Raw genomic sequence first — 26278 nt, 5'->3', positions numbered from 1 at the left:
CTGCCGGAGCTTGTCGGTCAGCTCAGGGCCTTGACGATGTGCCGGGCCAGCGGAACGGCCGAGGCCGGGTTCTGACCGGTGAACAGGTTGCGGTCCACTTCCACGTGCGGTTGGTACGGCTCGCCTGCGCGGTAGTCCACACCGATCTCGACGAGTCGGTCCTGCAGCAGCCACTTGGCCCGGTCCGCGAGGCCGTTCTGGATCTCCTCGGCGTTGCTGAGCGCGGTCAGGCGGTAGCCCGCGAACGGTGAGTCGCCGCCTGCGTCCACAGTGGCCAGCAGCGCGGCGGGTCCGTGGCAGACCAGGGCCAGCAGCTTGCCGGAGGCGAGCCGCTCGGTGAGCAGCTTGCCCGACTCGGCTCTGCCGGGCAGGTCCTCCATCGGCCCCCAGCCGCCGGGGTAGAAGACGGCGTCGTAGTCGTCGAGCTCGGCTTCTTCGATCCGCATCGGGTGCGCGAGTTCCGTCGCCGCGCTGAGTGCGGCCTTCATCCGTTCGGCGCCTTCCGGGCCGCCGTTGAACTCGGGCGTCAGGCTCAGCGCGTCGGCCGTGGGCGGCACGCCGCCCGGAGTCGCCGCCGCGATCTCGTAGCCGGCGTCCTTGAACACCTGGTAGGGACCGATTGCCTCTTCGGCCCAGAACCCGGCCGGATGCTCGGTGCCGTCGGCCAGCGTCCAGTGGTCCGCGGCGGTGATCACGAAGAGGATCTTCGGCATGGATGTCTCCCTCAGGGTTGTGGATTGACTTTCACGCAGCGAGGCGCGGGAACAGGCGTTGCGCGTTGGCAGTGGTGAGGGAACGCCAGGTGCTGCCGGGCAGGGGAGTCTCGGCGGCGTCGATGGCGGCGATGTGCGCGTCGGCGACCGAGGTCGGGGTCCAGCAGTAGTCGCTGCCGAACAGCAGGCGATCCGGCTCGACGAGGCCGAGCAGGGCGGGGATCTGCCGCGGGAAAGCGGTGCCGGCCGTGTCGTAGTGGAACCGGCGCAGCAGTTCTGTCACGTCGGCCGTGGCGGAGTGGTGCGGTCGCACGAAGAGCTTCGCGAACTCGTCCATGCGGTCGGCCAGGACGGGCAGGACGCCACCGCAGTGCGGGATGATGATTTGCAGGCCGGGATGACGAGCCATGACGCCCGCCAGCAGCAGGTCTGTCACGGTGCGGGCGGTGTCGAAGAGGTACTCGACCATGGCTGCCGGTCGTCCCAGCGCCGCCTGCTGCCAGCCCGGTGGCGAGGTGGGGTGCAGGAAGACGACGGCGTTGCGCTGGCTCAGTTCGGCGAAGACGGGTTCGAGGCGCGGATCGCCCAGATACACGCCGCCGGCGTTGGAGAGCAGGGTGACGCCGTCGGCGCCCAGCTCGTCGAACACGTGCGCGATCTCGTCGAGTGCGCCGTTCACGTCCGGTAGTGGCAGGGCGGCAAAGGAACCGAAGCGGCCTGGGTGGTCCTGGGCCAGCGCAGCGGCGTACTCGTTGACTTCGCGGGCGAGACGACGCGCGGCGGCGTCGTCGCCGAAGTGGACACCGGGCGAGGACAACGACAGCACTGCCGTTGTGATGCGGTGCCGGTCCATCAGGTCGAGGTGCGTCTCCGGCGACCAAGCGGGCCACGCGGCCATGCCGTCGGGGCGTTCGTGCCCGGCCGCAGTCGCCCGCTCCACATAGGACTCGGTGACGAAGTGCGCGTGCACATCAACAAAATCCGCGTGATCCGCCGGTGTCACGAACGCCGTCCTCTGTAGAGCTCGGGAAGTGAAGAAGAGCGTTTCACTCGTGCCGCCGGCCTATCCAGGGAGAAAACTGTCCTCCTCACAACAGCTGAATCCGATGCCACGATCCGAGGACGTGACCGCATCCGTCTAGGAGCAAGAATTGTCCGACTCTCCTAACATCGCCGTTGTGCGCCGTCTGTACGACTCCAAGGGCGACCCTGCCGTCGCCGGGCAGATCATGGCCCCGGACATCGTCTGGGACATCACCCCCGGCTTCCCCGGCGGCGGTGTCTACCACGGCTTCGACAGCGTCGTGAACGACTTCTTCGGCCCGCTGTTCGGCCGGTTCGAAGCCTTCTACCCGGTGGGCGAGGAGTTCCACGCCGACGGAGACCACGTCATCGCCCTCGGCCACTACCAGGGCGAGACCAAGACGGGCGAGGAGTTCCAGGTGCGGTTCATCCACCTGTGGACCGTGCGCGACGGCAAGCTCGCCCACCTGCGGCAGGCCGCCGACAGCCTCGTCGTCGATCGCGCGCTGAACGGCTGACCCGATGCCCGAACAGGAGAAGCGCGTCACCTGGGTCGAACTGTTCTTCGACCTGGTGTTCGTCGTCGCGATCACGCAGGTCTCCGGCCTGCTGCACGACGACCACTCCTGGTCGGGGACAGGCAAGGCGCTGGTGGTGTTCATCCCGATCTACTGGGCGTGGGTCGGGATGACCATGCACGCCAACCTGCACGACGTCGACCGGACCCGCGCCCGGCTGGCGGTGTTCGCCGTCGGGTTGTGCGGTCTGTTCATGGCCCTTGCGCTGCCGGAAGCGTACGGAGACCGCGGTCTGCTGTTCGGGGCCAGCTACTGGGCCGCACGCCTGGTGCTCGACGCGCTCATGCGCCGCAGTTACCGCGGCGTCGGGTTCAACCCGTTCACCGCGGGCGCGTTCGTCACCGGCCCGCTGCTCACACTCGGCGGTCTGGTCGACGGCCAGGCCAGGGTGGCGCTGTGGGCACTCGCCGCGGCGGTGGACCTGTTCGTCCCGTTCGTCGCCAGGCGGGGCATGGCCCGGATCGAGTACGAGCCGTCACACCTGCCCGAGCGGTTCGGACTGTTCCTGATCATCGCGCTCGGTGAGTCGGTGGCCGAGGCCGGCAAGGTGGCGGGACGCCTGTCCACGACGCCGGACCGGCTGCTGGCAGTGGCGGTGGCCTTCGCGCTGGTCTGTGCGTTGTGGTGGGTGTACTTCGTGTTCGCCGCCGACGCCATCCGGCACGCGGTGCGCACCGCCGAGATCGCCATCGAAGTGATCCGGCCGGTGCTGCCGTACGGGCACCTCGGATTCGTCGGCGGCATCATCGCGATCGCCGCCGCCACCGGTGAGGTGATCATGCACCCGCTCGAGCACCTGCACACCGACGCCGCGGCCCTGTTGTTCGGCGGCGCCGCGCTCTACCTGGCGACGTTCGGCTACACCCGGTGGCAGATGTTCCGCACCGTCTCGACGCCCAGGCTGAGCGCCGCCGCCGCATGCCTGGCCCTGCTGCCGCTAGCCGTGCACTTGCCGGCGGTCGCCGCGACGGCGGCACTCACCGCTGTGCTGGTAGCCCTGAACGCCTGGGAGGCCCGGATCCTGAAGCGGGTCAGGCCAGCACAGCCGGCTTGAGCACTTCCTCGCACCACTGTCGGAAGCTGGTCGGGGTGGTGGAGCGCGAGGTCCGGGCTTCCACGTTGTCCAGGCCGTTGTCCTTGGCCTGCCTCATGTCGAGCAGTCCTTGCGCCATTGCCTCGGACATGCCGTTGCCCAGGAGCCCGGCCTTGAAGGCCTCACCGGGGATCCGCTGGTAGCGGATCGGCCGTTCCAACACCTCCGACATGACGCGCGCCATGTCGTTGCAGGACAGGTCTTCCGGGCCGAGCACCGCGACGTCGTCTTGCCCGGTCCACGAGTCGTCGAGCAGCAGTTCGACGGCGACCGCGGCGATGTCACGGGTAGCGACGGTGGGGAACTTGCGGTCTGCGGAGAGCACGTCGAAGAACGCGCCCTGGCTCCTGATCGCCTCGACCTGGCCGAGGAGGTTGTTCATGAACGAGGGCAGTGCCAGCGCCCGGAACCCCACGCCCGTTTTCGCGATCAGATCACGCATCGCCAGTGATGCGGTCACCAGCCCGGCGTTGTCCGCCAGCGCCGACCCGCGGCCCAGGACGGAAACACCGACGACCCGCTCCACCCTCTGGCTGGTGAGCGCATCGCAGGCAGGTCTGGTGAAGTCCACATAGGACGCCTCGACGCTGTGAGTGCGGTAATCCGGTGGAACCAGCCAGAACACGGCGTCGGCGTCGGCGAACGCTTGGCTGACGACGTCGGGGTCGCTGTGCGAACCCCGCACGACGTCAACACGCCCCTGAACGTGCGAGGGCAGGCGGGAAGGGTCGCGCGCGATCACGCGGACCTGCGCCTCGCGGTCGAGCAGGCCTTGGAGCACCTCGCCACCGATCGAGCTCGTCGGTGTCGTCACCACGATCATGAAGAATCTCCTCGGAGGGGGAAAGGCAAGTGGCTCACCGGCCGACCAGCGACATGTGGTGCTCGTTGTAACGGTCGCCCTGCACGCCGAGCCGCGCCGCGAGCTCGTTGAGGTCCGCGAGTTCGTCCGCCGACAGCGATACCGCGGTAGAGGCGGCGTTCTCCTCGACCCGTTCCAGTCGGCGTGTGCCGGGGATGGGCACGATCCACGAGTGCTGGGCGAGCAGCCAGGCGAGAGCGATGTGTCCTGGGGTGGCGTACTTCTCGCGGGCCAGCCGGGTGATGTGCTCGACCAGGGCGAGGTTGGCCGTGCGGTTGTCGGCGGCGAACCGTGGAATGGTCGCCCGGATGTCGCCTGGGGTGAACTCGGTGGCGGGGGTGACCGCGCCGGTGAGGAAGCCTTTGCCCAGCGGGCTGAAGGGCACGAACCCGATGCCCAGCTCGGCACAGGTGGGCAGCACCTCTGCCTCGGGGTCGCGGGTCCACAGCGAGTACTCGCTCTGCACGGCGGTCACGGGGTGCACGGCGTGGGCGCGGCGGATCGTGGCAGCGGCAGCTTCCGAGAGGCCGAAGTGACGCACCTTGCCAGCCTGGACGAGTTCGCCGACAGCGCCCGCGACGTCCTCGATCGGCACGGTGGGATCGACGCGATGCTGGTAGAACAGGTCGATCGTGTCGATCCGCAACCGGCGTAGGGACGCGTCGGCGACCCGCTTGATCTGTTCGGGGCGGCTGTCGAGCCCCACCGACCGGCCCTGTTCGATCCGCCACCCGAACTTCGTGGCGATGACGACCTCGTCACGAAGCGGGGCGAGGGCGTCACCGACAAGCTCTTCGTTGACGTACGGACCGTAGACCTCGGCGGTGTCGACGAAGGTGACGCCCAGGTCGACCGCACCGCGCAGCACGCCGATCATGGCGTCGCGGTCGCCGGGGTTGGGCCCGTAGCTCTGGGACATGCCCATGGCGCCCAGGCCGATGGCCGAGACCTTCAGTCCCTGGCCGAGGATTCTGGCGTGCATCGATGCTCCTGGGATCGGGTCAGGGACGCAGCAGGGTCTTGATCGCCCGGCGTTCGTCCATCGCGCGGTAGCCCTCCGCCGCCTGGTCCAGCGGCAGGGTGAGGTCGAAGACCTTGCCGGGGTCGATCGCGCGGTCGCAGATCAGTTCGATCAGCTCGGGCAGGAACCGCCGCACCGGGGCGGGACCGCCGTGCAGGTGGACGTGGCTGAAGAACAACTCCTGGCCAGGCAGCTCAACGCCGTGGGAGACGCCGACAAAGCCGACGTGGCCGCCGGGGCGAGCGGATCTGATGGCCTGCATCATCGACTCCTGGGTACCGACCGCCTCGATCACCGAGTGCGCGCCGAGCCCGTTCGTGAGGTCCTTGATCCGGGCGACGCCGTCGTCGCCGCGCTCGGTCACGACATCCGTGGCGCCGTATTCCAGCGCGAGCTTCTGCCGGTCGGCATGCCGGCTCATCGCGATGATCCGTTCAGCGCCCAGCTGCTTCGCTGCCAGCACACCGAGCAGGCCCACCGCCCCGTCGCCGACGACGGCGACGGTCTTGCCCTGACCGGCCTCGGCGGCGACGGCACCGAACCAGCCGGTGCCCAGCACGTCGGACGCGGCGAGCAGGCTGGGAACCAGGTCGTCGGCGGGCAGGTCCGGGGTGGCGACGAGCGTCCCGTCGGCCAGTGGGACGCGCAGCAGTTCGGCCTGCGCTCCGCCCGCGCCCGCGTACTCCCGATGCACGCAGGAGGACTGGTAGCCGGCCCGGCAGATCTCGCAGGTGTTGTCGGAAGCGAAGAAGGAACCGACAACGAACTGGCCCGGCTTGATCGTGCGGACCTCGCTGCCCACCTCCTCCACGACACCGACGTACTCGTGACCCATCGGCGTCGGCGCGGAGACCGGTTCGATGCCGCGATAGGGCCACAGATCCGAGCCGCACACGCAGGCGGCCGCCAGCCGGATCACCGCGTCGGTGGGCTGCTCGATCGTCGGGTCTTCACGCTGCTCGACACGGACGTCGCCGGGCGCGTACAGCACTGCTCCTCGCATCGGAGGCGGCTCCTTTCTCGCGATGGGGTGATCAGTTGTCGCGGAAGACCTGTTTGGCGACGGCCATCGCGCTCATCGCCCTCGGCCACCCGGCATAGAACGCGAGGTGCGTGATGGCCTCGACCAGCTCCTCCTCAGTGGCGCCGTTCTGCTTCGCCAGCCCCAGGTGGAAGACGAGCTGCTCGGTGTTACCACCGGTGGTCAGCGCGGCCACGGTGATCAGACTGCGTTCCCTCGGCGACAGCTGCGGCCGCGCCCACGCCTCACCGAAAAGCACGTCGTCCGTGAAGTGCACCAGCGCTGGCGCGAAGTCACCGAACATTTGTTCGGCGCCCGAAGGCTCCTGGTTTTGTGCGCTGTCCTCTGCCACGGTGGTGCCCTTTCTGGTATCGGACGGCACGTGTTCCGATTCTCTGCTGTCCAGCCATTTCGGAAGGCGGCCAGCTGGTGCAGGTCACACCCTCGCGCCGTCGCGGTGCCCCCGAAGAGCACGGTTCCATCGTGAGGCGACGCTATCCAGGGAGGAAACTGTCCCCCTTTGCCAGTGACAGGTGATGTCACACTGACGGGTATGGCCAGCGACGTGCACCACAACGAGCTGGGAGAATTCCTCAAGGCCCGCCGTGCCAAACTCAGTCCCCGCACGGTTGGCCTGCCGGACGGTGGTACGCAGCGGAGAGTGACCGGGCTTCGCCGGGAGGAGGTCGCCCTGCTCGCCGCCATCAGCACCGACCACTACACCCGTGTGGAGCAGGGCCGCATCCGGCCGTCCGCGTCCGTGCTGGCAGCTCTGGCCCGCATTCTGCACCTGGACGACGACCAACGGGCTCAAATGTTCGAACTGGCCGGAAAGCAGGCCGCGCAGCCGCGGTCGCGCGCCGCGCAACAGGTGCAGCCGCAGCTACGCCGACTGCTCGATGATCTCACCGCGATTCCCGGTATGGTGCTCGGCCGCAGCATGGACATCCTGGAGTGGAACCCGCTCGCCGCCGCCCTGCTCACCGATTTCGCGAAGATCCCGGAAAAGAAACGCAACTACGCCCACCTCCTCTTCACCGATCCCGCCATGAAGACGCTGTACCTGGACTGGGCGATCGCAGCCCGTGCATGTGTCGCGCACCTGTGGACGCGTGCCGTCAAATATCCGGACGATCCCCGGTTGGCCGTCCTCGTCGGCGACCTGTCAATGCGGAGCCCCGAATTCCGGCAATGGTGGGGTGCTCCGCACACGGCCAGCCGTACAACAGGTACCAAGGCTCTCAACCACCCTGCCGCCGGCACCCTCTCCCTCGACTGGGGCGTTCTCACCTGCGGTGCGGACACCGGCCAGGAACTGGTCATCTGGACCGCTGAACGAGGCACCCGTTCTCACGACGGCCTGCAGATCCTCTCCTCCTGGACCGCGTCCTCCGCGGGCGGCGCAACCTCTTGATCGACGAGATCATCGACGACGGCACCCTCGCACCGGGGCACTGGTCGTGAGTCTCGAAGCCGAGCGGACCGGCAGCGATGCTCGGAGTGCGACGGCTAGGCACGCCTGGCGGCCGCACCCCACGCGTGAGCCAGCGCCGCCGCCTCGCCGCGGGAGCCGACGCCCAGCTTTTCCAGGATGTTCGCCACGTGGAACTTCACCGTCGACTCGCTGATGTGCAGCTCGCGGGCGATGTCCCGGTTGCGCCGGCCGAGTGCCAGCTGACCGAGCACCTCCAGCTCTCGCGGGCCCAGCACGGTCAGTGGGTCCTCACGCGGGCTGTCCGGCGGCCCGAGCGGCACTTCGACGGTCACCGTCGTGCCCCAGCCCGGCACCGCGTCCACCTCCAGTCGCCCGCCCAGCGGGCCGAGCCGTTCCCCGATCCGGCGCCCGTCGAGGGCGAGCGGGGACAGCGTGCCGGGGCCGTCGTCCCGCACGGTGGCGCGCAACGCGGTCTCGCCGACTTTCCATCCGACGTGGAACCGTCGCACCTCCCGCTGGTCGTCGAGCACAGCGTGCACGACGGCCCGGACCACCGCCCTTGCCGTGGAGGCGACATCGGCGGGCAGCACCCGGTCCGCGCCTTCCTCGGCGCCGGGGGTGCCGAGGTCCAGCAAGACGCCGCGCCCGCGCAGGACCCGTCGCAACGACTCGGCGAGCCGGTCGAAGGCGTCGCCGCCCCGCTCTTCGGCCAGCGCGTGGTCCAGTTCGGCCCGTGATCGCAGCTCGAGCAGGGCAGTCACCGCGAGGTCGACCGCGCGCGTCCGGGCGTCGACGTCGGTGAGGGAACGGTCGCGCAGCACTCCGATCAGGACGGTCAGCGCGGCGCCGTGGGCGTCACCGAGGTCGGCGATGGCCATGGCGCGGGCCGCCGCGGCCGCTCGGGACAGGGCCAGGCGTTCCGGCGCGGCCTCCTGCCGCAAGCCCTCCCGGTGGCCGGTCACCACATCCCACACCACCTGGGCAGATGCCAGAACCTCTGTCGGCGCCGGGGTGTCCTCGGTCCGCACGAGGACCAGCAGCGCGCCCTGGTCGGTGGCGTCGCTGGCCACGTTCAGCACGGGCACGTCGACGCCGGCGATCGCGGCTCGTCCCTGCCACGTGCCCCGCGCGGGCATCGACGCTTTCAGAGCGGCGATGTCGGCGATCGAGATGGACGACACCGGCGCGCCGGCTGATGTCCGGCCAGGGCCAGGCGGTCCGGGACATCACCTCGTTGATGCCGCCATCGGCTCGTTCATCCGCTGGCGCAACGACCGCGCCCAGCCCAAGACCCGGCTTCGCCACCGACTCGCCCATCCGCACCTGGACCCATTACCCGGCCAACGCTGCGTGAGAAGCCACGAGGTACGGGCTGCTGGTGCGACAGGTCGGTGTATTAGGGCGTGCGCGCCGGTTCGGCGGCGCGGCGCTTCGCGGGTCGCAGGTAGCGCTCCAGCCCGTTGAGCTTCTGGTCGGCGATGAACGTCGACCGCTCGTTGATGATGACGTCTTCGGCGTGCCGGATGCAGGCCCAGGCGGAGTCGCCCCACGGATCGGCGATCTTGACCTCGACGGGGTTGTCGCAGGGGCTTGACAAGCCGAGCTGGCACGTCAGGGGGTGTTCACTGTCGAGGTGGTCGGCCGCGAGGTGGCGCAGCTGGCCCGCCAGCTTGGCCGACGCAGTGGCGTGCGCTCCGGAAGCCTCGTCCAGGCCGCGTTCGGCACGCACCGCCTGGATGGCGGCCAGGCGCAACTCCAACTGGTCGGCGACGATCCCGGCAAGCGAGGTGAGCGTCGCGACCTGGGCGTCGGTGACCTCGCGGGGTTCGCGGTCGATCACGTTGACCGTGCCCAGCCGGTGCCCGTCACCGGTGATGATCGGCGCGGCGGCGTAGAAGCGCAGGCCCAGCTCGCCGCGCACCAGCGGGTGGTCCAGGGTGCGGGGGTCGACCGCGCCGTCGTTCACCACGTACGCCTCGTCCTGCAACACGGCCGAGGCGCACAGGCCGGGCTCGGTGCCGATCTGGGTCACGCCCGACAGGCCGTGGCAGGCCGCGAACCACACGCGGTCGACGTCCACGATCGTCACGGTCGCGATCGGTGTGCCGAAGACCATCGCGGCCACACGGGCGACGCTGTCGAAACTACCGTCAGCGGGCGCGTCCAAAATGTGGTAACGACGGACCGCGGCCAGACGCTCTGGATCGGTGTGAGTGGGCACGCGAGCAACGATAACCGATGATCACCACAGGTCCGGGCCGCGAGCAATCTTGTGACCGTGCCGCGTGCCACGTTTGGCCACCGACAGCAGTGGGTAGTCGCGTCGGATCAACGTGCGTTGCCGGACGGGCAGGCGGAACGCTGTAGCGCGGTCAAAACGTCGGCGCATGCCGGTCAGTGCTTTATCAGTAGAGCCGATACCTACGTGACCAATGCAGACCAGGCCTGGTTCGTAGCGTGACGCTGAACTAGCTGCTTTCAGCGGGCTTGCCGGGCCGGCCGCCAGGAGTCGAACGCCGCGATCATCGCCACCACCCAGGCAGCACCGAGGGCGTAACCCGCCAGGACGTCCGAGACGTAGTGGACGGACAGCGCCACCCTGGACATGCCGATTCCCGCCACCATGGCGATCGAGAAGGTCGTGGCGGTCCAGCGCTGCACGCGGTTCAGGCTGTTCCAGAACAGTACGAGCAGCAACGAGTAGGAGACGACGGCCGACTGGGCGTGCCCACTGGGGAAGCTGAGGCCCGATGCGTGGGCCAGAGGGTCGGCGACGATCGGCCGGGCGCGGTGCACGGCGGTTTTGACGATCTCGTTGAGCACCGCGCCGCCGGTTTCGGTGACGGCGGCGAACGCGGCGAGCCGAGGGCGGCGCCGATACAGCAACCAGCCGGTGACCACCGCGAACACGGCGAAGTAGACGGGTGCGGACCCGACTGTGCTCAGCACCTTCATCGTGGTGGTGAAGGCGCCGTGGGTCAGAGCGAACCGGTGCAGGTCGTCCCTGGCTCCCTCGTCGACCTCCCGCAGCGGTTCCCACTTGTCCTGCACGAAGAACAGCAACAGGCCAAAGGGAATCGCGACCAGGGCGAGGGCACCCAGTGCCAGCACCGATCGGACCCCGAAGCTGGCGCCGGAGGATGCCTGGTTGGTCGAGGGGGAGTTCACCACGGGTGACTCGCCTGTCCGGGCAGGTGGATGTCAGCGTTCACCCCGCTGCTCTCCCTCCTGATCTCGCTGATCTCCGTGGCGGACGTGGCGGCTGTGTTCCCGGATATCCCCGCCGCCCCCCTCGGAACCCTTCTCGTGCACGACCAGGGTGGCGACACCCGCGCCGATCGCGAGTCCGAGCACCAACGCGGCGATCAGCTGGGTGACGCGGTGGCGGGCTACTGCTCTGGCGCGGGAGAATCGGCGACGGCGAGGTTCTTCGGCGCCTGGAGTGTCCACCGGTTGCGGTGGTCTGCCGTCTGTGCGGCGTCAGCTGCCGGTGGTGGTGTGCTCGGGCGGTGCGCCGGCGCTGGGCTGTGGCTGCTCTGGTGTGGTCATGTTCGATCGTTTCCTTCCGCACGAGCAGGTACAGGTCTTCGAAGGCGTCGAGGGTGCCGGCGAGGTCGTGCCGTGTGATGACCTGCCTGCTCGCCGTTCCCATGGCCACGCGCGTGGCGTGGTCGGTGTCGAGTTCCCGAAGGGCTGCGGCGAGCAGGGCCGGGGCACCTGGCGGGTAGAGGTAGCCGTTGACGCCGTGGTGGACCAGATGTGGCAGGGCCATTGCGTCCGCGGCGATCACCGGCAGTCCGGCGGCCATGGCTCCATCGTCGCGATGCTCTGGAGTTCGGCCGTGCCGGGCATGCAGAACACGTCACCTCTCCGCAGCACGGCGACGAGGTCGTCGTCGGGGAGGTAGCCGTGGAAGCGCATCCGGTTGGCGATGCCGAGGTCGCCGGCCAGGGACTCCAAGCCGATGCGACAGACGCCGTCGCCGACGATCTCGGCCTGCACGGTGGGGCTGAGCACGAGGGCGTGCAGCAGTTCGTCGACGTTCTTCTCCGGGTCGAGCCTGCCGACGAACACCGCGGTGGTCGTGGCCGACGTGTGCGCGCACGCCGAGCCGAACCGATCGAGGTCGATACCGCAGGAGACCGCCCGAGTGGGCAGTCCCCGTGCGCGCAGCAGGTCCGCTGCCCGCGGTGTCGGCGCGGTGACCGCGTGGGCTCGTCGGTAGACCCGGACCAGGTCCCGCCATGCCCAGCTCGACAGCGTGCGGTTCAGGAACCTGGGCAGCGGGCTGTAGTCGAGCAGGTTCTCCGGCATGAAGTGGTTCGTGGCGACGACCGGCGGCCGGCGGTCGACCGCGGCGTGCAGGACCGTACGTCCGCCGCCGACATGCGCTTGGACGTGGACGACGTCCGGCCGCACGTCGGCGAACAACCTCGGGAGCGCCCGGCTGACCTGCCAGGGCGTGCACACGCGGAACGTCGCGTGGAACGGGGTGCGCGTCGAGGCGATCCGGTGCACGGTGACACCGCTGATGATCGTCGAGCCGCTGTCGGACGTTGGTGACGGGCACACGACGTGCACCTCGTTACCGCGGTCGGCGAGGCCCTCGGCGAGCCTGCTCGCGAAGTTGGCCGAACCGTTGACGTCAGGCGGATAGGTGTCCGCCGCGAGCAGGATCCGCTGCGCCGTGGAGGATCCCGGCCGGGTCCACTTCGAACGGTCCGCCGAGATGGAGCGGCTCAGCGCGATCACGCCGCCGATGGCCACCGCGGCGCAGCCGAGCTGCGGGAGTGCGATGCCGCCCGTTTCGCCGTAGAAGCCGATTCCCACGACGACCGCGGTGACGGGGTCGAGCACGGTGACCACGCCGATCACGACTGCGGGTGGCCCGCTGGCGTAGGCCTGATGGACCAGCCATCCGCCGGCCAGCATGAGCGCGCCCGCTTCGAGTACGAGCAGTGGCGAGCCGTTCAGCACGGCGGCGCGGATCAACGCCGAGCCCAGGCCGAACAGCACTGCGGCGGACGAGGCGAGGACCAGGCAGCGGGTCCGGCGGGCCGCTCGCAGACCGATGACCGCCGCCCCGGCGGCGAACGCCACGAACAGTTGCGCTCGCGCAGTGTCTACTGTGGACACAGCGAGGGTGGTGGAGGTCGCGGCCAGCAGCACGAATCCCGCCGTACCGGCGCACACCGCGAACGCCGCTCGCCGGGAGTAGCCGCCGAGCAGCGTCGTGATCACGAGGCTCAGCACGCCGGTCGGCTGCACGACGGCCAGCGGTGCGATGGCCAGGGCGACCACGTGCAGCCCTGCTCCCACGACCTCCAGCGAGGTGCTTCAGCTTGGCCGTCCAGGTCAGGCCGTCCGGCGAGGCCGTGGGGATCTGCTCGGCCAGCTACTGCACACGAATCAAGAACCCAGGACACCAGGCCAGCACGTTCACCGCCAGCGTGCGAACGACTGCCTCATCGACTTCGACACCGAGGCCCGGCCCGGTCGGAACCTGGGCGACGCCACCGGACACCGTGACCGTGTCGGAGGCGTAGACGGAATCGACGAACTGGCGGCCGTTGAGATCGACCGGGCCGCTGATACCGAACGCCGCGAACAGGTGTAGTGACGCGGCCAGGCCGAGGTCGGAGTCGGTGAGGCCGGACCCCATCAGGCGGACGCCGCAGTCCTCGGCGAGCTGGTGAGCAGCGCGAAGGCCAGCGGGCTGAAGCTGACCGGTGAGGGCGGGGTGCTGCAGCAGCTGACCAAGCGGCTGCTGGAGTCCGCGCTCGAGGGTGAGATCACTGATCACCTCGGCTATGACAAGCACGATCCGGTCGGCCGCGGGACCGGTAACTCGCGCAACGGCACCCGCTCCAAGACCGTGCTCACCGACGTCGGCCCGGTCGAGATCGACGTGCCGCGGGACCGCGACGCCAGCTTCGAGCCCAAGATCGTCGCCAAGCGGCAGAGACGTCTGGGCGGTGTGGACGAGATGGTGATCTCGTTGGCAGCCAAGGGATTGACCACCGGTGAGATCTCCGCGCACCTCGCGGAGGTCTATGGCGCCGAGGTGTCGCGGCAGACCATTTCCACGATCACCGACAAGGTCGTCGAGGGCATGGTGGAATGGCAGAACCGGCCGCTGGACGCGGTGTATCCGGTGATCTTCATCGATGCTATCCACGTCAAGATCCGTGACGGGCAGGTGGCCAACCGGCCGATCTACGTCGCGCTCGCGGTCACCTGCGAAGGACGGCGCGACATCCTCGGGTTGTGGGCCGGCGACGGCGGCGAGGGCGCCAAATACTGGCTGCACGTGCTCACCGAACTGAAGAACCGGGGCGTGGCCGACGTGCTCATGGTCGTCTGTGACGGGCTGACCGGTCTGCCGGACGCGATCACCACCGTCTGGCCGCAGACGATCACCCAGACCTGCGTGGTGCACTTGCTGCGCAACAGTTTCCGCTACGCGGGCCGTCAGCACTGGGACGCGATCGCCAAGGCGCTCAAGCCGGTTTACACCGCGCCGACCGAGGCCGCCGCCCGCGAGCGGTTCGCCGAGTTCACCGAGACCTGGGGCGGCCGGTATCCGGCGATCGTGCGGTTGTGGGACAACGCCTGGGCCGAGTTCGTGCCGTTCCTCGCGTTCGCCCCGGAGATCCGGCGGGTGATCTGCTCGACCAACGCCATCGAGAGCGTCAACGCCCGCATCCGCCGCGCCGTCAAGGCCGCGGGCACTTTCCCAACGAGCAGGCCGCGCTCAAATGCGTCTACATGGCCATCATGAGCCTGGACCCGACCGGCACCGGCCGCAAACGCTGGACGATGCGCTGGAAACCCGCGCTCAACGCCTTCGAGATCGCCTTCGACGGCCACCTGGCCGCCGGACGCAAGTAGTTTCCTTCAACCCGAGTTACACCGCTCGATTGGCTCTGTCCCGTAGTCGGTGGTGACGCTGGGCATTTTTCAGGGCAGGAGGATGCGGTGGCGGAGAAGGTCGAATCCGGCGCGCCCGTGCATCTGCCTCATGATCCTTTTGGTCCGGGTGTTGACGCCTTCGGTGCGGCCATTGTGGTAGGGCAGGGTGAGGCCTGCGTCCACAGCGGACCGGTCGAGTTCGAGGCCGTTGGTGAGACTGCGCAAGTTCGGCAGGTCGACAGCACGAGCCGCTGCGATCCACTCGGTGAGTTTCACGTCGTTGCCCGCGGCCGGTTCAGCAGGGCGGCGAAGCCGGTACCAGAGTGGCGAGTGCGGTCATCTCCGGGCAGGACGCAGCGATCTTCTCCAGCAGAGTCGTGTCCTTGGGGCGCAGGTTCTCGGGGTTGGTGAGCATGAAAACGCTGGCGTGACGGGCGGTCGTGACGGGGAGGTCCCCTTCGGCGCGGCCCTGGTTGAGGTAGCGGACCAACAGGTTGGCGCTGCCGGTGTAGCCCAGATCCCGGATTCCGCGAGTAAGTGAGTGGCGGGGACCGCGGGATCGGCCGCGCGGCGGGCCCGCAGATGGTCGCGGCAGGGGTCAACCAGGGGCGAGGAGGCCGACCAGCACGCCGACGAGGATCCCGCCGATGTAGATCGGAACCTGGTGGTGCTCCATCTGCGACACCAAGGTTGGGCGTGTGCCGCGTCAAGCCCGTCCTCCTGTCGCTGTGCTCTGTCCGATTTGGACGCCATCCTTCCTGACGGCGTGAGGCGGCGAGCCGACATGGCCGATGTTGTCAGCACGAGCAGTTGCCCTGAGAACAGGCGTGCGTCGACTTGCGGCGGTGACGAACGAACCACAGCAGGCCCGCGAGCACGACGAGGACCGCTGATACGACGAGCAAACCAGTGGTCGCCGCAGCGACACCAGCACTGGCGAGCAACCCGAGCGGGATGAGCAACGGCAGTGCACAGCAGCCGATGCAGGCGATCGCGGCGAGGTAGGCGATGACCTTGCTGCGTTTCGGTGGTCCTGAGGGTTCGACGGCGTGGATGGGGAGGTTGACCGCGTCGATGCCGGGCTTCGCGGTGGTGCTCATGTGAGGCCTTTCGTGACGGCGGTGAGCTCGATGAAGGGGATCGGGCAATCGCGGCAAGTGCAGTTGGTCAGGCTGTCGCAGCGGGCGTCGATGACCCTCACGAGCTCCTGGCGGATCGTGCTCAGGTCTTCCATCCGGCGGTCGACCTCGTCGAGCTTGGCCTGTGCGCGGGTTTGAAGATCGGGTGTGGGGTGGCCCTGCCTACCGGTGTCGAGGAGTTCGGCGACCTCGTCGAGCGTGAAGCCGAGCCGTTGGGCCGCCTTGACGACGCGCAGCAGGGCGACGGAGCTCTCGTCGTAGTCGCGGTGGCCGCCCAGTGAACGGTCCGGTTCGGGAAGAAGGCCTCGCCGCTCGTAATAGCGCAGTGTCTGGACGTTCACTCCGGCTGCGGCCGCCAGCTCACCTGACCTCATCTCCGCTCTCCCTTCATGCTCGAGCCGCCTCGGCCTGGGCGGCCAGGCCATCGAGCACGACTTCCTTGTCGCTGGGCACCCGGACGTCGATGATCACGTCGTCACCGTCGCGACTCACGGTGAAGTCGAAGAACGAGCAGCACTCGGCCTCACGTGAGGCCAGATCCCGCGCGCCGTCTTCGACGTCGGCGCCGCCGCCCAGGTGCAGGCGCAGCCAGCCGGACTCCTCGCGGCGTACCCCACGGAGCGATGAGGCGAACAGCGCATCGAACTCGGCGAGCCGCATCGGTTGATCGGCGGCCGGCAAGGTGCACGCCTCCGCGTCCACCCACCCGACGGTCGGTTCGCTGGTAGCCGGGCCGCAGGACGACTCACAGCCGCACCCCGTACTCGCCGCCGGCGCTGTGCGAGCTGCGGCGGCCTCGAACACTGCCCGCAGGATCGGCCCCGGCTGCGCGCCGACGGTCGTGGCCACCTGGGCGCCGCCCACGATGGCGAACAACGTCGGCGTGGACGTCACGGCGAACTTGGACACCAGCTGAGGGTTCTCGTCCGCGTTGACCTTCATGAACCGCACGTTCGGCGCGAACTCGGCCTCCAGGTCGCCGAGGACAGGTTCGATCCGCCGGCAGTTGCCGCACCACGTCGCGTAGAACTCCACCACGACTGGAACCGGTGACAGCTCGATCTCCTGCTCGAACGTCGCATCGGTGACCTGCACCGCCATGTCGCACACCTCCGGAGCGCTCAACCAGGACCAACACCACAACGCTAAGCCTGTACCCAGGTACCGGATTCAACGAGACCTGCGTCACATCAGCCTGTCAGGTGCGCACTGGAGGTGTGGACACCCAGGCTGTTCACGACGATTTCGAGCGAGTGGTGGTCCGAGCGGCAGCTGCTCTCCACATGCTGCTCGGTTTTCTGATCATGCGGGTGTTGCTGTCATTGGCACGGAGCGTCGCTCGGCTGGGTTGCGTCGCGAGGCGGGCATGCTGGTGCCATAACGGGTAGGCACACAGCGAGCGGCAGACACTGGACTCGCACAGCCCGCGCAGGCTGGAAGGAGTTCCGAGATGACCGACCGGAGTTCCGCCGAGCGGAGAGTGCGCCTGCCCGCTGACCGTCGCGCCCGGCAAGGCACTCCGGTTCTCGTCGTCGGATTCGACGACCAGGCCGCGAGTGTGGCCGCCCTGCGGACGGCGGCCGATCTCGCCCGGCGGCTCGCAGCGGATCTGCACGTGGTGCATTGCATCGACGTGCGTGACTACCCAATCGATCCCGACACCGACGCGGAGTTGTGGGAGGACCACGCCCGCAAGGCGCTTGAGCACCTGCACGTCAAGGTCGGGGCTGCGCTGGCTGAACATCAGGTCAGGTGGACCTATCACGCGTGGAGCGGGCACCCGGTGACGTTGCTCGTCACGGTCGCGGACGAACAGGAGGCGCTGATGATCGTGGTGGGCACCCATCGGCATCGGTCGCTGGCGCGGATGATGCGAGGTTCGGTCAGCCGCGGCGTTGCGCGATCCGCTCATCGTCCCGTGCTGCTGGTCAGTGACCCGGACGATGGGTGACCGCCTTCAGGCGATGAGCGCTGCGGTGGTGGAGTAGGCGAGCAGGACGGCGCCGAGCCCGGCGATGATGCTGACGGCCGCGTTCATGGCGGCGTAGAAGTAGGCCCGCTGTTCGGTCAGGCGCAGGGTTTCGTAACTGAAGGTGCTGTAGGTGGTGAGTGCGCCGCAGAACCCGGTGCCGGCCAGGGCGAGGATCGGACCGGGAAGCGCAGTGCCCGCGCCGGCGAGTGCGCCCAGGACGAGGCAGCCCGCGATGTTGACGCTGAGGGTGCCCCACGGGAACAAGCTGTCGTGGCGGGACTGGACGAGCCGGTCGGTGAGGTACCGCAACGGAGCTCCGACCATGGCACCGACAAACACCAGGACCGCGGTCATGACTGCCCACCTCCGGGGTTCATGCGAGCCGGAACCGCCTTCGTCGCGGCACGCGTGGTCCATACGCCGGCGAGCACGGCGAGCATGGCCGCGAGGAACGTCCCGGCGAGATAGGTGAACGCGAGCACGACACCGCCGGGATGCAGCAACGCGCGCACTTCGGCGGCATAGGTCGAGAACGTCGTGAAGCCACCCAGAACACCCACGCCGAGGAACGGACGGACCAGCCGGTGCGCCGTCCACACCTCGGTGATCAGGACCATGAGCACGCCGATGAGCAGGCAGCCGAGCGTGTTCGTGACGAACGTGCCCCAGGGGAACTGGCCAGGTCGCGTGGGAAGCAGCAGAGCGAGCCCATAGCGCGCAAGTGCACCGAGTCCGCCACCGAGCGCGATGGTCAGCAGGACGGGCCCGTGCTGCCGAACCAGCTCACGGCGCTGGGCCTTGACGTGGAGATCGACGTCCGGGTCGACCGGCTCGTCCAGCTCGATCTTGTTGCTCACCAGCACATCCTCCTACCCGGCGACGGGCGCGTGTCAGCGCCCGCATCGAGTAGGGACTGTTGGCAGCAGTGCTGCGGTTCTCCGAGACGGAGCGGCGAGCCCCACCGCCGCTGCCGCCAACCGTACCGGTGCGGCCGGCCGTCGGGCGTCGTGGTGTGGTCGGCCTCACCGGAGCAGTCGGAGCACCACGTAGACGGCATCGCGGCCGACACCGCGCAAGGTCGCGGACGAGAGGCTGCGTTGCCATTCGAGCCCGACGAAGCCGAGCCCGCGGTGGTGACGGGAGACGCCGCGGTCGTCCTCGGTGCCCAGCGTGCTCAGATATGGCAGGTCGGGGCGGTACCCGGTGGCCAGGATGATCGCGTCAACCTGTTCGCGCTGCTCGTCTGGCCAGATGACCTTGGTGCCCTCCAGCGCGGTGAACATCGGCCGACGGTCTAGGCGTCGCTGTTCGAGGGCGGTGCGGTAGCGACCGGTGTCGAGGACCGGGGTGGTGAAGCCGTCGGGCAGCCACGGGCCGATCGGGAAGTGGTCGAGGCAGGTGCGGTCGAGCCAGAAGTGCAGGTCGCGGCCGAATGGGCGTTGCGCGGAGAAATTCACCGGCTTGCGGGTCGCGAGGGTGACGTGGGCGTGCTCGGCGAGTTCCGCGGCGATCTGGACTGCGGAGTTGCCGGCGCCGACCACGACGACGCGTTGGCCGTGGAACGGCGCTGGCGAGCGGTACTGCGCGGCGTGCAGCACCGTTCCGGGGAAGTGGTCGAGACCGGGTAGCGAGGGTCGGTGCGGGTTGCCGAAGTCGCCCGTGGCAGCGATGACAATCGGCGTGGTGAAGCTCGTGCTGTCCGCCGTCGTCACGCAGAACTTGTTGTCACGCGCTACTTCTACGACGCGCTGGCCGATGCGGATGTCGGCGTCGAGGTGTGCGGCGTAGGCGCGGAGGTAGTCGACGACTTCGTCGCGGTGCGGGTAGCGCTCGGGATCGCCGGGGAACGGGTGGCCGGGCAGGGCGCTGTAGCGGGCGGGGGAGAACAGGGTGAGGCTGTCGTAGTAGTAGGGCCATGAGCCAGATAGTGAAACTGATCGCCATCCCTGCTCGGGCGAAGTAGATCTACGCCAGCCGTTCGCTCAATCGTCCTATCGCCAGCACCTGCCACCGCGGCTCAGCGGTGTGAACGGATGGCGATCGTCGCCCGCGCCCCGGAATGTCGACAGAAGGTTCAGCAGATCGGCGTGCCGCGCTCTCCGGCCTGACTCGAAGCGACCGGCCAAATCAAGGCGATCCGGAGCGAGAGTGGAGCGCAGACAGCAGTGACAAACCCGAGTCGGATGTACCGGACGTCGGGATCTTGGCTGACTCTGCTCCGGAGGGATCGCTGTCACGGGGGAACGGCGCCTGTTCGACGGCAGGAGAGAGCGTCACCGCGTACTAGACCAATGACTGATCAAATGTATCCACTATGGACGCTAGCAAGTGTGTACTTTGGACTTCTTGGGCCCCTTCTGGGCCCCTTGTTGTCGAGGCTCAACGAGTCACAACGGGTCTGAACAGGCAAAACATGGCGATGGAACCGCCTTCGGAAGTTGTCCCGAAAACGGTCCCATCGTGGCCTGTCAGGTCTGGTCGGACCACCACTTCTGGCCGGCCTCGCCCAGAGTGGAGATCGGGTCGTAGTAGGGGTAGCGACGGTCGAGCGCCTCGGGGTCTTCGAGCTCGATCCCGGTGCGGTAGTTCTTGGTCCAGTAGGAAATGCCCAGCTCACGGTCATATTCGGCGAGCTGGTGGACCCAGCGTTTGCCTACGTAGGGGACATCGCAGACGATCCGCGGCATCGCGTAGCCCGGCAAGTAGCCCATGATCGCGTGCTGAAGTTCTTGGGCTTCCCAGACGGACACCCTCCAATGTTCCGCGTTGGGGATCATGTCGCACATGTGATGGTGACACGCCCGGATGTAGGCTGACCTGCGTAAACGTGCAAATTTGAGCGCAATAGATGATCATGGGGGCATTGCTCGATTGCCCCAGATTTGCGCGCGCAGCTGCAAGGTAGACCTTTGTCTACCTTGTCTTGCTGTTGGGGTGTGCATTCGCTGACCCGCTGATCAAGAGTCCTCGGGTGTACCTCGACGGCGGTGTCGGTGAGTACCGTTTCTGCACTTCAGATCCAGGATGTGTCTCGTGCTTCTGCCGCGTCGTACCGTTCTGTGACGTCGCAGGTCGGGGATCTCGGGCCCAGCTCGGGCTCCTCGGGCGCCCTGCAGAACGTTGAGCGTGCGGTCGCCATGATCATGGCGACGGTGGTCGGGCTGACGTTCCTGTTCGGCTTCAGCAACGTACTGAACCTCGCTCTTCGCCTCAGTGTGCCGGTGTGGGTTGCTCCGCTCATCGCGCCCGCCGTCGACCTCTCGGTCCTTGGTCTGCTGCACGCGACCAGACACATGGCCATGCATGGTGCGGCAGTCGAGTCTGTTCCTCCTTCGCGTGACCTCCTGTAGCCGCTGGCCTCATGGTTGGTCAGCTTGCGCGCTGGACTGGATCTGCCATCCACCCAGCCTGACCGTCACCCCGTCCGTCTCCACCCGCGAACGCTGGCCGGTGTGTCACCAAGCCCTCCGAAGTTTTGCTCATGTCAACCAGGGGCCTTCGCCCGGCCACTCATGGTCAAAACTCAAGCTAGAGGCCGAAGATCGCGGCTGCGTTGGTGTCCAGGATGGTGGTCGCCTGCTCGGCGCTCACGGCCCGGCTGATGTAGTCGATCGCAGATTGGTACTCGGCTTTGGCCTGGAATGGGAAGTCGGTGCCGAGTACCAGGCGGTCCGCGCCCAGGGTGTCGACGGCGGCCCGCAGTGCTGGGGCGTGGTCGTGTGCGACGGTGTCGAACCACATCCGGCGGGCGGCGACGCTGGGCAGTTCGGGTGTGCCGGGGGACTCCCACGGGACCTGGTGGTCGGCGCGGTTGAGCACCATCGGCAGCGCGCCGCCGAGATGCGAGATGATGATCTTCGTGTCGGGGTAGCGGCTGGGGATGCCGGCCAGGATCAGCTGCATGACCGCCACCGTGTCCTCGATGGGGGCGCCGATCGACCAGGTCAAGTTGTGGCCGGCGACCAGGTCCGAGCCGGCCCCGGTGCCGGCCGGGTGCACGTACAGCACGCTGCCGCGCCGGTTCAGTTCCTCGTACACCGGCTCGAAGGCCGGTTCGTCGAGGCCGCGGCCGAGCACGGAGGTGGTGATCCCCACGCCGGCCATGCCCAGGTCGTCCAGGGCTCGGGTGAGCTCCTTGACTGAGGCGTCGACGTGCGGCAGCGGCAGGGCGGCGAAGGCGCGGAACCGGTCCGGGTGCTCGGCGACGACGGCGGTGTACTCGTCGTTGCCGGTCCGGGCGGCGTGGACGGCGGCCGCCTCGTCGGGCAGATGGGGCGAGAACGGTGTGGCCGACAGGATCTGGACGTCGACCCCCGCCGCGTCCATCTGAGCGAACCGGGCGGCCAGATCCTCGTCGGTCGCTCCGGCGCCCAGACCCCGCTGGGCTTGCATGGGCTCGCCGCCTCCGCCCAGTTGCTCCAGATACTGCTCGCTCCACAGGTGAGCGTGCACGTCGATGCGCATCATTTCTCCTCATCGGTCCGCGTAATTCACGTTCAGTCGGATTCGGCGAAGACGGTGCCGGCGTGCGCGCGGACTCGTGCGAATGCGGCGTCCCCGTTCGGCCCTCGCACACGATGTCGGCCAGGCGGTGGCTCGGCGTCTTCGCCAAGTTCAAGCAGATCGCGCTGGAGTCCTACGACCGCATCGTCGGCCTCTCAGGCTTGGACGCCTGCGTGAGCTTGTCGGCGGACGCCTCTTCTTCGGGCCAGAACTCGTCTTGGCCATTCAGGACCGACATCAGGCGGTAGGCGTTCGCTGCCATCAGGTCGGTGGCCGTGGGCTGCTCGCCGAGCCACGCGAGGTACTCCGGGCCCTCGAGGCCCCCAGAACCCGGGCCATCCCTCTGCCGATACATGGCCGTCGAGGGAGGTGACATGGTGCCGACCGGACTTCCCGGCTCACTGTGGGGAGTTCATCTCGGGGCGGTCAGTAATAGATGGGACCGAGTTCACCACCGCTGGCGATGATCGGGTCACCGTTGAGCGCGACGCTGCGCGGGCTGGCCAGAAACGCGATCACTGCGGCTACCTCGTCCGGCGTGACGATCCGGCCGATCGAGATCGCCGCGCTGAATTCGCGTTCGACCTCCTCCACGGTCAGCCCGCGGGACTCAGCGTTGGCCGCCAACGCCTTGGCCATGGTGTCGCTGCGGGTGGGGCCGGGGTGTACGACGGTGACGTTCACGCCGCGCGGGCCCAGTTCGTCGGCGAGGTTCTTGGTCAGCGCTGCAACGGCGACGTTGCGCACCGAGCCGGTTACCGAGCCAGTGCGCCGCGCCGCAGCGCCGCCGACGTTGATGATCCGGCCCCAGCCGCGCTCGACCATGCCGGGCGCGAACGCCCTCGCACAGCGAAGATAGCCCCGCACCTTGACGTTGATCTCCGCTTCCAGCGCTGACTCCGCGATCACGCCGGGGTTGGTCATGGCCGCGTTGTTGACCAGGATGTCGACGCCGCCCAGCTGCTCGATGGCGGTCGCCGCCATGGCGGCTACCGAGGCGTCGTCACCGGTGTCCGCGCCGATCCCGATCACGCGCGTCCCGGTTTCGGTGGCGAGCGCGGCGGCCTGCTCGACCGCCGCCTGCGCAGTGCGTCCGACAAGTGCGACCTGGGCACCTTCCTGGGCGAGAGCCCAGGCCGCTGCCAGGCCGATGCCCCGGCTGCCACCGGTGATCACCGCGCGTTTGTCCTTCAGCCCCAAATCCATTGCATGCTCTCCTCATTTGATCACCTCTTACTCGAGGCGGTGGCGACGACCGAGTTCGCGCGGGCGGCCCGGATGGTTTCCTGAGCACGCCTCAGTACGCTCAGATCGGCACTGTCCTGTCAGCAGTGCGGGGAAGTGGCACAGCGCCTGCAGCACCATGTCCCCATATCGGCCCCTTGGTGGAGAAACGTCGGCGGCGCGACGGATCGGGCCGACTCGTGGTCGACCGCGGTGTGATCTCTTAGCGTCGCGCCGGCAGGAGCACGGGCTTGACGGTGGTTCCCGCGATCGCATCGGATTCCGCCTGATTGATGTCGTCCAGGGAGTAGGTGCGGACGAGCTTGTCGAACGGGAAGAGCCCGCACTCCCAGAAGCGGAGCAGCTTCGGCAGGAAGAGCTGGGGCACGGAGTTGCCCTCCAGGGAGAAGGTGAGGGTGCGCCCGGCCAGCATCGCGGGCGGGACGGAGACCTCCTTGCCGCCGACACCGACCAGCACGGCCTTGCCTGGTCGGGCCAGGCATGCCACGGCCGTGCGCATCACACCGGGGACGCCCGTGGTGTCGAGGGTGAAGTCGACGCCCGGACCACCGTTGACGATCCGCGCGAGTACGTCGTCGATGTCGCCTGGGACCGTGCGTGTCGCACCGAGTTCGAGGGCCAGGTCGAGACGGGCGGGGACGAGGTCGACGACCACGATGTCGGCCGCACCGGCGATCTTGGCCGCCATGACGGCGGCGAGGCCGACCGCGCCCGCACCGAAGACGGCGATTGATTGGCCTGCGCTCGGCGCCATCTCGTTGAGAACCGCGCCCGCCCCGGTCTGGAGCCCGCAGCCCAAAGGCCCCAGCAGGTCGAGCGGGAGTTCGCGGTCCACAACGACGGCGTTGCGCTCGGTGGCCACGGCGTGTTCGGCGAACGAGGACTGGCCGAACCACCGCACCGCGAGGGGGACACCGTCCCGGTCCGTCGCTCCGTGGGTGCCGTCGGCGCGCCGGCCCGTCATGTTGCGCTGCGCGAACTCGGTGCAGTAGGCGGGTGCACCGCGCAGGCACGTCGCGCACCAGCCACAGGAGTCGAAGCTGAGCAGGACATGGTCGCCGACCTGCATTCTGGTCACCGCGGATCCGACCTGCTCGACTGTCCCGGACCCTTCGTGCCCGAGCACGACGGGTCCCAGCCGGGCCGCGAAACCGGGGTCACGGGGCATCAAGTCGGTGTGGCACATGCCGACACCGGCGATGCGTACCAGGATCTCGTCCGGGCGCAACGGGCCCAGCTCGACGTCCTCGACGGCGAACGTGCGGTCGTGTCCGCGCAGTACCGCCGCGCGGGTAGTCGTCATCGGGTGCTCACCGACTTGGCCCGCACCAGTTCCACTGCCTCGTCCCAGCTGCCACGGGTGGCGATCAGCCGCCGCAACTTCATGATCAGTCGGGGTTCGTCCAGGGTGGCGGCCCCGATCACTCGGTCGCCGGTGCGGTAGAGCGCGGTGAACCGATCGTCGTCCGGCAGGCTGTCGACGAACTCGACGTTGTCGGCGGTCGCGGTGCCGACGAACTGGATGCGCCGGCCGTACCAGTCACTCCAGAAGTACGGGACCGTCTCGTACCCCTGTGCTTGCTCGGGGAAGAGTGCGTTCAGGGCTGCACGCGCCCCCTGGTCGGCTGCGTTCGTCCAGTTCTCCAGGCGCATGGTGGTGTCCATGAGCGCATTCGGCCAGTGCACGAGATCGCCTGCGGCGTACACGTGCTCGTCGGAAGCGCGCAGCTTGGCATCGCACACCAGTCCGCCGTCGACGGGGTGGAGTTCCAGCCCTGAATCGCGGAGCCAGCCGGTGGCCGGTGCGGCGCCGACGCCGACGACGAGCAGATCGGTTTCCACGGTCTCGCCGGTACTCAGAGTGACGGCGGTGATGTGCCCGTCACCGACGATCTTCTCCAGCACCGTGCCGCGCAGCAGTCGTACTCCGTTACGCCCATGGAGGCCGGAGAGCGCGGCACCGACGGTGTCGCCGAGGGCGCGGACCAGCGGAGTGGCGGCCGCCTCCACGATCGTCACCTGGGCGCCGAGTGTGCGCGCGGAGGAGGCGACCTCCGAGCCGATGAAGCCGGCGCCGACGATGACCACGTTCTTCGCGTCCCGCAGCTCGTGGCGCAGCGCGGTCGCCTCCGAGAGCGTGCGCAGGGTGTGCACGCCGGTGAGCAGGGGTGTGTCGGCCAGAGGGCGGGCGTCCGCGCCCGTCGCGATGATCAGCTTGTCGTAGACGAGGGGCGTGCCGCCGACGGTGACGGTCCGGGAGGCGAGGCCGACACCAGTGGCTTCCGCTCCGAGGCGCAGTTCGACGCCGAGTTCGGCGAGTTCCGCCTCGTCGATGTAGAAGGACGGTTCAGCGTCCTGCTCGGTGAGGAACGACTTCGACAGGGGAGGGCGGTCGTAGGGCAGCTGATGTTCCCGTCCGACCAGTACGATCCGGCCCGAGAAGCCGCCTCGCCGCGCGGCTTGGACGGCTCGCAGTCCCGCGAGGCAGCCGCCGATCACCACGAGGCCGGCACCAGTCGTCGAGGTCATGGTCATCAGTCCTCGACGATCGAGAGGGCGAGCGCGGGACAGGCGCGCACGGCGTCCTCGACTTCCGCCCGCTGCGGGTCGTCGATGTGTTCGCGCAGGAGGACGAGACCGCCGTCGTCGCCGACCTCGAAATAGTCGGGTGCGACCGACTCGCAGATGCCGATGCCGGTGCAGCGGCCACGGTCCACTTTGATCTTCATGCCATGCGTCCTCACTGAACTGAATTGCCGAT

The 26278-nt window shown here is 68.4% G+C and carries 26 protein-coding genes and 5 pseudogenes; 6 read left to right on the top strand and 25 right to left on the bottom strand.

The annotated features are described in order from the left end of the window. Positions 1-17: 17 nt before the first annotated feature. Both ABZ345_RS28130 and ABZ345_RS28125 read right to left on the bottom strand, forming a co-directional pair. Complete coding sequence (locus tag ABZ345_RS28130; RefSeq protein WP_359854864.1) at positions 18-713, bottom strand: type 1 glutamine amidotransferase domain-containing protein; 696 nt, start codon at positions 711-713, stop codon at positions 18-20. Positions 714-744: 31 nt separating this feature from the next. Then, a complete protein-coding gene (locus ABZ345_RS28125; RefSeq protein ID WP_359854861.1) occupies positions 745-1716 on the bottom strand; it encodes an amidohydrolase family protein in 972 nt (323 codons plus the stop codon). Between the two features lie 148 nt (positions 1717-1864). Between ABZ345_RS28125 and ABZ345_RS28120 the strand changes: the two genes are divergently transcribed. Beyond that, a complete protein-coding gene (locus ABZ345_RS28120) occupies positions 1865-2254 on the top strand; it encodes a nuclear transport factor 2 family protein (RefSeq protein WP_359854858.1) in 390 nt (129 codons plus the stop codon). 4 nt (positions 2255-2258) lie between these two features. Next, on the top strand, positions 2259-3368 hold the full coding sequence (locus ABZ345_RS28115) for a low temperature requirement protein A (protein ID WP_359854855.1): 1110 nt from the start codon (positions 2259-2261) through the stop codon (positions 3366-3368). Here ABZ345_RS28115 and ABZ345_RS28110 read toward each other — a convergent pair. Genes ABZ345_RS28110 through ABZ345_RS28095 form a run of 4 tightly spaced genes read right to left on the bottom strand, consistent with a single transcriptional unit; the run spans position 3346 to position 6663 of the window. After that, on the bottom strand, positions 3346-4230 hold the full coding sequence (locus tag ABZ345_RS28110; RefSeq protein WP_359854853.1) for an NAD(P)H-binding protein: 885 nt from the start codon (positions 4228-4230) through the stop codon (positions 3346-3348). The genes ABZ345_RS28115 and ABZ345_RS28110 overlap by 23 nt on opposite strands. Before the next feature lie 34 nt (positions 4231-4264). Next, the gene (locus ABZ345_RS28105) at positions 4265-5251 is read right to left on the bottom strand and encodes an aldo/keto reductase (protein WP_359854851.1); all 987 of its coding nucleotides are present in this window, start codon (positions 5249-5251) and stop codon (positions 4265-4267) included. 19 nt (positions 5252-5270) lie between these two features. Then, positions 5271-6293: a zinc-dependent alcohol dehydrogenase family protein gene (locus ABZ345_RS28100; RefSeq protein WP_359854848.1), complete on the bottom strand. Its 1023-nt coding sequence runs from the start codon at positions 6291-6293 to the stop codon at positions 5271-5273. Positions 6294-6324: 31 nt separating this feature from the next. Continuing rightward, the gene (locus ABZ345_RS28095; RefSeq protein ID WP_359854845.1) at positions 6325-6663 is read right to left on the bottom strand and encodes a carboxymuconolactone decarboxylase family protein; all 339 of its coding nucleotides are present in this window, start codon (positions 6661-6663) and stop codon (positions 6325-6327) included. Between the two features lie 201 nt (positions 6664-6864). Here ABZ345_RS28095 and ABZ345_RS28090 point away from each other — a divergent pair, with 201 nt between their 5' ends. Beyond that, a complete protein-coding gene (locus tag ABZ345_RS28090) occupies positions 6865-7725 on the top strand; it encodes a helix-turn-helix transcriptional regulator (RefSeq protein WP_359854842.1) in 861 nt (286 codons plus the stop codon). A 95-nt stretch (positions 7726-7820) separates the two neighbouring features. Here ABZ345_RS28090 and ABZ345_RS28085 read toward each other — a convergent pair whose 3' ends face one another. The 5 genes and pseudogenes from ABZ345_RS28085 to ABZ345_RS28065 all read right to left on the bottom strand — a co-directional run bounded on the left by ABZ345_RS28085 (position 7821) and on the right by ABZ345_RS28065 (position 13408). Then, positions 7821-8927, bottom strand: coding sequence for a LuxR C-terminal-related transcriptional regulator (locus ABZ345_RS28085; RefSeq protein WP_359854839.1), 1107 nt, complete (start codon positions 8925-8927; stop codon positions 7821-7823). A 215-nt stretch (positions 8928-9142) separates the two neighbouring features. Continuing rightward, entirely contained in the window at positions 9143-9967 is an 825-nt protein-coding gene (locus ABZ345_RS28080; protein WP_359854836.1) for a GAF domain-containing protein, read from the bottom strand. A 257-nt stretch (positions 9968-10224) separates the two neighbouring features. Then, positions 10225-10857: a phosphatase PAP2 family protein gene (locus ABZ345_RS28075; RefSeq protein WP_359854833.1), complete on the bottom strand. Its 633-nt coding sequence runs from the start codon at positions 10855-10857 to the stop codon at positions 10225-10227. A 97-nt stretch (positions 10858-10954) separates the two neighbouring features. Then, positions 10955-12678 (bottom strand): annotated as a pseudogene (locus ABZ345_RS28070) (glycosyltransferase). Positions 12679-13141: 463 nt separating this feature from the next. Next, entirely contained in the window at positions 13142-13408 is a 267-nt protein-coding gene (locus tag ABZ345_RS28065) for an enolase C-terminal domain-like protein (protein ID WP_359854831.1), read from the bottom strand. A 27-nt stretch (positions 13409-13435) separates the two neighbouring features. Here ABZ345_RS28065 and ABZ345_RS28060 point away from each other — a divergent pair. After that, positions 13436-14637: pseudogene (locus ABZ345_RS28060) on the top strand (IS256 family transposase). A 69-nt stretch (positions 14638-14706) separates the two neighbouring features. Here the strand turns inward: ABZ345_RS28060 and ABZ345_RS28055 are convergent. The 4 genes and pseudogenes from ABZ345_RS28055 to ABZ345_RS28040 form a co-directional block, all read right to left on the bottom strand. Further along, positions 14707-15264: pseudogene (locus tag ABZ345_RS28055) on the bottom strand (transposase); the annotation flags it as partial. Between the two features lie 191 nt (positions 15265-15455). Beyond that, positions 15456-15758, bottom strand: a complete 303-nt coding sequence (locus ABZ345_RS28050; protein ID WP_359854828.1) for a hypothetical protein — start codon at positions 15756-15758, stop codon at positions 15456-15458. Beyond that, complete coding sequence (locus ABZ345_RS28045; RefSeq protein ID WP_359854826.1) at positions 15755-16171, bottom strand: MerR family transcriptional regulator; 417 nt, start codon at positions 16169-16171, stop codon at positions 15755-15757. Before ABZ345_RS28045 ends, ABZ345_RS28050 begins: the two co-directional genes overlap by 4 nt. Before the next feature lie 13 nt (positions 16172-16184). Beyond that, complete coding sequence (locus tag ABZ345_RS28040; protein WP_359854823.1) at positions 16185-16898, bottom strand: thioredoxin domain-containing protein; 714 nt, start codon at positions 16896-16898, stop codon at positions 16185-16187. 349 nt (positions 16899-17247) lie between these two features. On the opposite strand from ABZ345_RS28040, the gene ABZ345_RS28035 reads away from it, so the two are divergent. Beyond that, positions 17248-17748 (top strand): universal stress protein, encoded by a 501-nt coding sequence (locus tag ABZ345_RS28035; protein WP_359854820.1) that lies wholly within the window; start codon positions 17248-17250, stop codon positions 17746-17748. A 6-nt stretch (positions 17749-17754) separates the two neighbouring features. On the opposite strand, the gene crcB is transcribed toward ABZ345_RS28035, so the two are convergent. The 4 genes and pseudogenes from crcB to ABZ345_RS28015 all read right to left on the bottom strand — a co-directional run. Continuing rightward, the gene (crcB, locus tag ABZ345_RS28030; protein ID WP_359854818.1) at positions 17755-18123 is read right to left on the bottom strand and encodes a fluoride efflux transporter CrcB; all 369 of its coding nucleotides are present in this window, start codon (positions 18121-18123) and stop codon (positions 17755-17757) included. After that, on the bottom strand, positions 18120-18626 hold the full coding sequence (locus ABZ345_RS28025) for a CrcB family protein (RefSeq protein ID WP_359854815.1): 507 nt from the start codon (positions 18624-18626) through the stop codon (positions 18120-18122). Before ABZ345_RS28025 ends, crcB begins: the two co-directional genes overlap by 4 nt. 165 nt (positions 18627-18791) lie before the next feature. Beyond that, a pseudogene (locus tag ABZ345_RS28020) lies at positions 18792-19661 on the bottom strand (NAD(P)/FAD-dependent oxidoreductase); the annotation flags it as partial. A gap of 576 nt (positions 19662-20237) precedes the next feature. After that, positions 20238-20558 (bottom strand): annotated as a pseudogene (locus tag ABZ345_RS28015) (lysine 2,3-aminomutase); the annotation flags it as partial. Positions 20559-20756: 198 nt separating this feature from the next. On the opposite strand from ABZ345_RS28015, the gene ABZ345_RS28010 reads away from it, so the two are divergent. Beyond that, positions 20757-21119 (top strand): hypothetical protein, encoded by a 363-nt coding sequence (locus ABZ345_RS28010; RefSeq protein WP_359854812.1) that lies wholly within the window; start codon positions 20757-20759, stop codon positions 21117-21119. Positions 21120-21297: 178 nt separating this feature from the next. On the opposite strand, the gene ABZ345_RS28005 is transcribed toward ABZ345_RS28010, so the two are convergent. The 6 genes from ABZ345_RS28005 to ABZ345_RS27980 all read right to left on the bottom strand — a co-directional run bounded on the left by ABZ345_RS28005 (position 21298) and on the right by ABZ345_RS27980 (position 26246). Next, positions 21298-22233, bottom strand: coding sequence for an amidohydrolase family protein (locus ABZ345_RS28005; RefSeq protein WP_359854809.1), 936 nt, complete (start codon positions 22231-22233; stop codon positions 21298-21300). A 172-nt stretch (positions 22234-22405) separates the two neighbouring features. Further along, on the bottom strand, positions 22406-22627 hold the full coding sequence (locus ABZ345_RS28000) for a hypothetical protein (protein WP_359854808.1): 222 nt from the start codon (positions 22625-22627) through the stop codon (positions 22406-22408). A 71-nt stretch (positions 22628-22698) separates the two neighbouring features. Beyond that, positions 22699-23478 (bottom strand): SDR family oxidoreductase, encoded by a 780-nt coding sequence (locus ABZ345_RS27995; RefSeq protein ID WP_359854805.1) that lies wholly within the window; start codon positions 23476-23478, stop codon positions 22699-22701. Between the two features lie 241 nt (positions 23479-23719). Continuing rightward, positions 23720-24820, bottom strand: a complete 1101-nt coding sequence (locus ABZ345_RS27990; protein WP_359854803.1) for an NAD(P)-dependent alcohol dehydrogenase — start codon at positions 24818-24820, stop codon at positions 23720-23722. Further along, complete coding sequence (locus ABZ345_RS27985) at positions 24817-26046, bottom strand: FAD-dependent oxidoreductase (protein WP_359854800.1); 1230 nt, start codon at positions 26044-26046, stop codon at positions 24817-24819. The genes ABZ345_RS27990 and ABZ345_RS27985 overlap by 4 nt, the downstream gene beginning before the upstream one ends. Positions 26047-26051: 5 nt before the next feature. After that, positions 26052-26246 carry a ferredoxin gene (locus ABZ345_RS27980; RefSeq protein WP_079657423.1) on the bottom strand — a complete coding sequence of 65 codons (195 nt, stop codon included), beginning with the start codon at positions 26244-26246 and terminating at the stop codon, positions 26052-26054. Positions 26247-26278: the final 32 nt, after the last annotated feature.

This window comes from Lentzea sp. NPDC005914 (assembly GCF_040629405.1).
Taxonomy (GTDB): Bacteria; Actinomycetota; Actinomycetes; order Mycobacteriales; family Pseudonocardiaceae; genus Lentzea.
This window is presented reverse-complemented; position numbering and strand designations above follow the sequence as displayed.

Bases quoted from the DNA above. Each gene is read 5' to 3' on its own strand.
- ABZ345_RS28115 (WP_359854855.1), top strand. From the start codon at position 2,259: ATGCCCGAACAGGAGAAGCGCGTCACCTGGGTCGAACTGTTCTTCGAC.
- ABZ345_RS28100 (WP_359854848.1), bottom strand. From the start codon at position 6,293: ATGCGAGGAGCAGTGCTGTACGCGCCCGGCGACGTCCGTGTCGAGCAG.
- ABZ345_RS28040 (WP_359854823.1), bottom strand. From the start codon at position 16,898: ATGGCGGTGCAGGTCACCGATGCGACGTTCGAGCAGGAGATCGAGCTG.
- ABZ345_RS28000 (WP_359854808.1), bottom strand. From the start codon at position 22,627: ATGTATCGGCAGAGGGATGGCCCGGGTTCTGGGGGCCTCGAGGGCCCG.
- ABZ345_RS28035 (WP_359854820.1), top strand. From the start codon at position 17,248: ATGACCGACCGGAGTTCCGCCGAGCGGAGAGTGCGCCTGCCCGCTGAC.
- ABZ345_RS28065 (WP_359854831.1), bottom strand. From the start codon at position 13,408: ATGGGGTCCGGCCTCACCGACTCCGACCTCGGCCTGGCCGCGTCACTA.
- ABZ345_RS27980 (WP_079657423.1), bottom strand. From the start codon at position 26,246: ATGAAGATCAAAGTGGACCGTGGCCGCTGCACCGGCATCGGCATCTGC.
- ABZ345_RS28110 (WP_359854853.1), bottom strand. From the start codon at position 4,230: ATGATCGTGGTGACGACACCGACGAGCTCGATCGGTGGCGAGGTGCTC.
- ABZ345_RS28050 (WP_359854828.1), bottom strand. From the start codon at position 15,758: ATGAGCACCACCGCGAAGCCCGGCATCGACGCGGTCAACCTCCCCATC.
- ABZ345_RS28105 (WP_359854851.1), bottom strand. From the start codon at position 5,251: ATGCACGCCAGAATCCTCGGCCAGGGACTGAAGGTCTCGGCCATCGGC.
- crcB (WP_359854818.1), bottom strand. From the start codon at position 18,123: ATGACCGCGGTCCTGGTGTTTGTCGGTGCCATGGTCGGAGCTCCGTTG.
- ABZ345_RS28045 (WP_359854826.1), bottom strand. From the start codon at position 16,171: ATGAGGTCAGGTGAGCTGGCGGCCGCAGCCGGAGTGAACGTCCAGACA.
- ABZ345_RS28130 (WP_359854864.1), bottom strand. From the start codon at position 713: ATGCCGAAGATCCTCTTCGTGATCACCGCCGCGGACCACTGGACGCTG.
- ABZ345_RS28005 (WP_359854809.1), bottom strand. From the start codon at position 22,233: ATGCGCATCGACGTGCACGCTCACCTGTGGAGCGAGCAGTATCTGGAG.
- ABZ345_RS27990 (WP_359854803.1), bottom strand. From the start codon at position 24,820: ATGACGACTACCCGCGCGGCGGTACTGCGCGGACACGACCGCACGTTC.
- ABZ345_RS27985 (WP_359854800.1), bottom strand. From the start codon at position 26,046: ATGACCTCGACGACTGGTGCCGGCCTCGTGGTGATCGGCGGCTGCCTC.
- ABZ345_RS28090 (WP_359854842.1), top strand. From the start codon at position 6,865: ATGGCCAGCGACGTGCACCACAACGAGCTGGGAGAATTCCTCAAGGCC.
- ABZ345_RS27995 (WP_359854805.1), bottom strand. From the start codon at position 23,478: ATGGATTTGGGGCTGAAGGACAAACGCGCGGTGATCACCGGTGGCAGC.